This is a genomic window from Microcoleus sp. N3A4, from assembly GCF_036701805.1.
In the GTDB taxonomy this organism is placed as follows: domain Bacteria; phylum Cyanobacteriota; class Cyanobacteriia; order Cyanobacteriales; family Microcoleaceae; genus Microcoleus.
Genome location: NZ_JAUBRJ010000138.1, coordinates 1 through 5,493 on the forward strand (window position 1 = coordinate 1; position 5,493 = coordinate 5,493).

Below are 5,493 nucleotides of genomic sequence, written 5' to 3' on the forward strand. Positions count from 1 at the left end.
CCTGCGCTTTGCTGTTATTGGTTTTTGAGTTGCAAAGAAAAACCCCGACCTTTTGGGTCGGGGTTTTGGGTAAGGCCCTGGCGATGACCTACTCTCGCATGCGGATGCACACTACCATCGGCGCGTGCGCGTTTCACTTCCGAGTTCGGGATGGGATCGGGTGGTTCCACGCAGCTATGTTCACCAGGGAGAGGGTGGAGGGTCGCTATTGCCGGAAGGCTCAAGCGCTCACGCTCTCATAGGGTCTTGTGACGTAACAGTTTGGTTTGTCTTGGCTTCTGTGCCGAAGGGCAAGGCAACTTGAGGTTATATGATCAAGCCACACGGATCATTAGTATCGGTAAGCTCAATGCATTACTGCACTTACACACCCGACCTATCAACGACGTAGTCTTCATCGTTCCTTTAGGGGACTTGTGTCCCGGGAGATCTCATCTTGAGGCGCGCTTCCCGCTTAGATGCTTTCAGCGGTTATCGTTTCCGAACGTAGCTACCCGGCAGTGCCACTGGCGTGACAACCGGTACACCAGAGGTTCGTCCATTCCGGTCCTCTCGTACTAGGAACAGCCCCTCTCAAATCTCCAACGCCCACGACAGATAGGGACCGAACTGTCTCACGACGTTCTGAACCCAGCTCGCGTACCACTTTAAATGGCGAACAGCCATACCCTTGGGACCGACTACAGCCCCAGGATGTGATGAGCCGACATCGAGGTGCCAAACACCGCCGTCGATATGAACTCTTGGGCGGTATCAGCCTGTTATCCCCGGAGTACCTTTTATCCGTTGAGCGATGGCCCTTCCATACAGAACCACCGGATCACTAAGACCTACTTTCGTACCTGCTTGATCCGTCGATCTTGCAGTCAAGCACGCTTCTGCCTTTGCACACATTGCGCGATGTCCGACCGCGCTGAGCGTACCTTCGTGCTCCTCCGTTACTCTTTGGGAGGAGACCGCCCCAGTCAAACTACCCACCATACATGGTCCCCGATCCGGATTACGGACCTAGGTTAGAACGTCAAGCACATCAGGGTGGTATTTCAAGGATGGCTCCACCGAAGCTGGCGCCTCGGTTTCATAGCCTCCCACCTATCCTACACAGACGAACTCAACGTTCAATGTAAAGCTATAGTAAAGGTTCACGGGGTCTTTCCGTCTTGCCGCGGGAACGCTGCATCTTCACAGCGATTTCAATTTCACTGAGCCTTGGGTGGAGACAGCGCCGCTGTCGTTACGCCATTCGTGCAGGTCGGAACTTACCCGACAAGGAATTTCGCTACCTTAGGACCGTTATAGTTACGGCCGCCGTTTACTGGGGCTTCGATCAAGAGCTTCGCTTGCGCTGACCCCATCACTTAACCTTCCAGCACCGGGCAGGCGTCACACCCTATACGTCCACTTTCGTGTTTGCAGAGTGCTGTGTTTTTGATAAACAGTCGCAGCGGCCTGGTCACTGCGGCCTCCATTGCTGGAGGCGTACCTTCTCCCGAAGTTACGGTACTATTTTGCCTAGTTCCTTCACCCAAGTTCTCTCAAGCGCCTGAGAATTCTCATCCTACCCACCTGTGTCGGTTTACGGTACGGTCTTGCGTGAGCTGAAGCTTAGAGGCTTTTCCTGGAAGCGTGGGATCAGTGACTTCGTCCGATAGGACTCGTCTCGTACTTCGGCCTTAAAGGGCGGCGGATTTGCCTACCACCCAAGCCTTTGTACTTTCCCCGGGACAACCAACGCCCGGTACACTTACCCTTCTCCGTCCCCCCATCGCACTCACGCGAGGTGCTGGAATATTAACCAGCTTCCCATCGACTACACCTTTCGGTCTCGCCTTAGGGGCCGACTCACCCTGCGCCGATGAACGTTGCGCTAGGAAACCTTGGGCTTTCGGCGTGCGGGCTTTTCACCCGCATTATCGTTACTCATGTCAGCATTCGCACTTCCGATACCTCCAGCAGCCTTCTCAAGCCACCTTCGCAGGCGTACGGAACGCTCCTCTACCGCGCACACAAAGTGTGCACCCCAAGCTTCGGTATATCGCTTAGCCCCGTTAAATCTTCCGCGCAGACCGACTCGACCAGTGAGCTATTACGCTTTCTTTAAAGGATGGCTGCTTCTAAGCCAACCTCCTGGCTGTCTATGCCTTTCCACATCGTTTTCCACTTAGCGATAATTTGGGGACCTTAGCTGTGGGTCTGGGTTGTTTCCCTTTTCACGACGGACGTTAGCACCCGCCGTGTGTCTCCCGCATAGTCTGTCCTGGTATTCGGAGTTTGCCATGGTTTGGTAAGTCACGATGACCCCCTAGCCATAACAGTGCTCTACCCCCAGGAAGATTCGTGCGAGGCGCTACCTAAATAGCTTTCGAGGAGAACCAGCTATCTCCGGGTTCGATTAGCTTTTCACTCCTAGCCACACCTCATCCCCTACTTTTGCAACAGGAGTGGGTTCGGGCCTCCAGTGCGTGTTACCGCACCTTCACCCTGGGCATGGCTAGATCACCCGGTTTCGGGTCTACTTCCTGCGACTATGCGCCCTATTCAGACTCGGTTTCCCTTCGCCTACCCTATACGGTTAAGCTCGCCACAAAAAGTAAGTCGCTGACCCATTATACAAAAGGTACGCAGTCACCCTTGCGGGCTCCTACTGCTTGTACGCATACGGTTTCAGGTTCTATTTCACTCCCCTCTCCGGGGTTCTTTTCGCCTTTCCCTCACGGTACTGGTTCACTATCGGTCAGTCAGGAGTATTTAGCCTTGGAGGATGGTCCCCCCATGTTCAGACAGGGTTTCACGTGCCCCGCCCTACTCAATTTCATCATCGTGGCCCTTTCAAATACTGGGCTATCACCGTCTATGGCCAGCCTTTCCAGACTGTTTTTCTAGAACCATGATGACTTTTGGGCTGTTCCCCGTTCGCTCGTCACTACTCAGGGAATCTCGGTTGATTTCTTTTCCTCCGGGTACTTAGATATTTCAGTTCCCCGGGTTAGCTTCCAGCAGCTATGGATTCACTGCAGGATACCCTTGCGGGTGGGTTTCCCCATTCGGACATCGCGGGATCAAAGCCTATTGCCGGCTCCCCCACGCTTTTCGCAGGCTGTCACGTCCTTCATCGCCTCTGACTGCCAAGGCATCCACCGTATGCGCTTATTCGCTTGACCATATAACCTCAAGTCGCCTCGAGGCTGGTGCAAGTTTGCCTTGTTACAACGACACATGTTTCAAGATGGCCACCAGGGCTCTCACCCCACTGGCTCTCAAACGCTGTTACGTCACAAGTTATCAAAGAACCGAAAACCGACCTCAACGTCGGCCTCGCTTTATCTTTTCGTACGCGCTGTCATTCAGAGTTTTGGTGGGTCTGGGAGGACTCGAACCACCGACCTCACCCTTATCAGGGGTGCGCTCTAACCACCTGAGCTACAGACCCAAAATCTCGGGGAGTCGGGTTGGTGGAGCCAGTCGGGATCGAACCGACGACCCCCTGCTTGCAAAGCAGGTGCTCTCCCAGCTGAGCTATGGCCCCAAGCAAGCTTGGGTCACCGATACCGCGCCTTTGCGCGATGCTCTGAATGCAGGTGCCTTGTGCGGATGCCTGACAGGACAGTCAGTCATACTCTAAAGGAGGTGATCCAGCCGCACCTTCCGATACGGCTACCTTGTTACGACTTCACCCCAGTCATCGGCCACACCGTGGCAAGCGCCCCCCTTGCGGTTAAGCTACCTGCTTCTGGTGCAACAAACTCCCATGGTGTGACGGGCGGTGTGTACAAGGCCCGGGAACGTATTCACCGCAGCAATGCTGATCTGCGATTACTAGCGATTCCGACTTCATGGAGTCGAGTTGCAGACTCCAATCCGGACTGAGATGGGGTTTCTGGGATTGGCTCACCGTCGCCGGCTTGCAGCCCTCTGTCCCCACCATTGTAGTACGTGTGTAGCCCTGGCCGTAAGGGCCATGATGACTTGACGTCATCCCCACCTTCCTCCGGCTTGTCGCCGGCGGTCTCCTTAGAGTTCCCACCATTACGTGCTGGCAACTAAGGACAAGGGTTGCGCTCGTTGCGGGACTTAACCCAACATCTCACGACACGAGCTGACGACAGCCATGCAGCACCTGTCTCACGGTTCCCGAAGGCACTCCCTCATCTCTGAAGGATTCCGTGGATGTCAAGGCCAGGTAAGGTTCTGCGCGTTGCATCGAATTAAACCACATACTCCACCGCTTGTGCGGGCCCCCGTCAATTCCTTTGAGTTTCAGTCTTGCGACCGTACTCCCCAGGCGGCGAACTTAACGCGTTAGCTTCGATACTGAGCTCCGAAGTGAGCCCAACATCCAGTTCGCATCGTTTAGGGCGTGGACTACCAGGGTATCTAATCCTGTTTGCTCCCCACGCTTTCGTGCCTCAGCGTCAGTACTGGTCCAGGTGGCCGCCTTCGCCACGAGTGTTCCTCCCGATCTCTACGCATTTCACTGCTACACCGGGAATTCCACCACCCTCTACCGTACTCTAGATCGCCAGTTTCCAACGCACGTCCCAGGTTGAGCCCGGGGATTTCACGTCAGACTTAACAAACCGCCTACGCACGCTTTACGCCCAGTAATTCCGAGTAACGCTTGCACCCTTCGTATTACCGCGGCTGCTGGCACGAAGTTAGCCGGTGCTTATTCTTCCGGTACCGTCATCCTCCCAACGTATTAAGTTGGAAGATTTCTTTCCGGACAAAAGTGCTTTACAACCCGAAGGCCTTCTTCACACACGCGGCATGGCTGGATCAGGCTTGCGCCCATTGTCCAATATTCCCCACTGCTGCCTCCCGTAGGAGTCTGGGCCGTGTCTCAGTCCCAGTGTGGCTGATCATCCTCTCAGACCAGCTACCGATCGTCGCCTTGGTAGGCCTTTACCCTACCAACTAGCTAATCGGTCGTCGGCTCATCTTTCTGCGTGAGGCCTTGCGGTCCCCCACTTTCACCCGTAGGTCGTATGCGGTATTAGCGTAAGTTTCCCTACGTTATCCCCCACAAAAAGGCAGATTCCGACGAATTCCTCACCCGTCCGCCGCTCGCCGCCAGGGTTGCCCCCGCGCTGCCGCTCGACTTGCATGTGTTAGGCCTGCCGCCAGCGTTCACTCTGAGCCAGGATCAAACTCTTCAGTTAAAGCGTATTGCTTTAGCAGATCGGTCGATTCCTGAGCTTTGCGTCGCATGCTACAAAAACAATTGACAGTGCTCATGATCGAGCGTCTGCAAGATTGATGATGATCTCACCACCCTGCAGGCACCCGCACAAAACACCTGCGCGTACTTTCAAAGATCCGTTCCCTTCTTAGCGCCTTTCGCGCTGCCGGGCGTTTCGCCCGAGGGAGCCGCACACTATACAGCAGTTTCGAAGTTCGTCAACACCGCAAAGCGACAACTTTCTTCTCCACCCCCCTCCGCCGCGCCGCTCGTTTCCGAACCACCCAGCGAAGGGGCGCGAACTATAGGCAACC

General features: G+C 55.1%; 2 tRNA genes and 3 rRNA genes. All 5 read right to left on the reverse strand.

Features of this window, described 5'->3' with window-relative positions:
• Positions 1–75: 75 nt before the first annotated feature.
• Positions 76–188: ribosomal RNA gene (gene rrf, locus QUA56_RS35985) — 5S ribosomal RNA — on the reverse strand.
• Positions 189–310: 122 nt separating this feature from the next.
• A 23S ribosomal RNA gene (locus QUA56_RS35990) occupies positions 311–3,161 on the reverse strand.
• 192 nt (positions 3,162–3,353) lie between these two features.
• Positions 3,354–3,430: transfer RNA gene (locus QUA56_RS35995), tRNA-Ile, on the reverse strand.
• A gap of 20 nt (positions 3,431–3,450) precedes the next feature.
• Positions 3,451–3,526, reverse strand: a tRNA-Ala gene (locus tag QUA56_RS36000).
• Positions 3,527–3,620: 94 nt separating this feature from the next.
• Positions 3,621–5,159, reverse strand: a 16S ribosomal RNA gene (locus tag QUA56_RS36005).
• The 16S, 23S and 5S rRNA genes sit together here with 2 tRNA genes alongside, the layout of an rRNA operon.
• Positions 5,160–5,493: the final 334 nt, after the last annotated feature.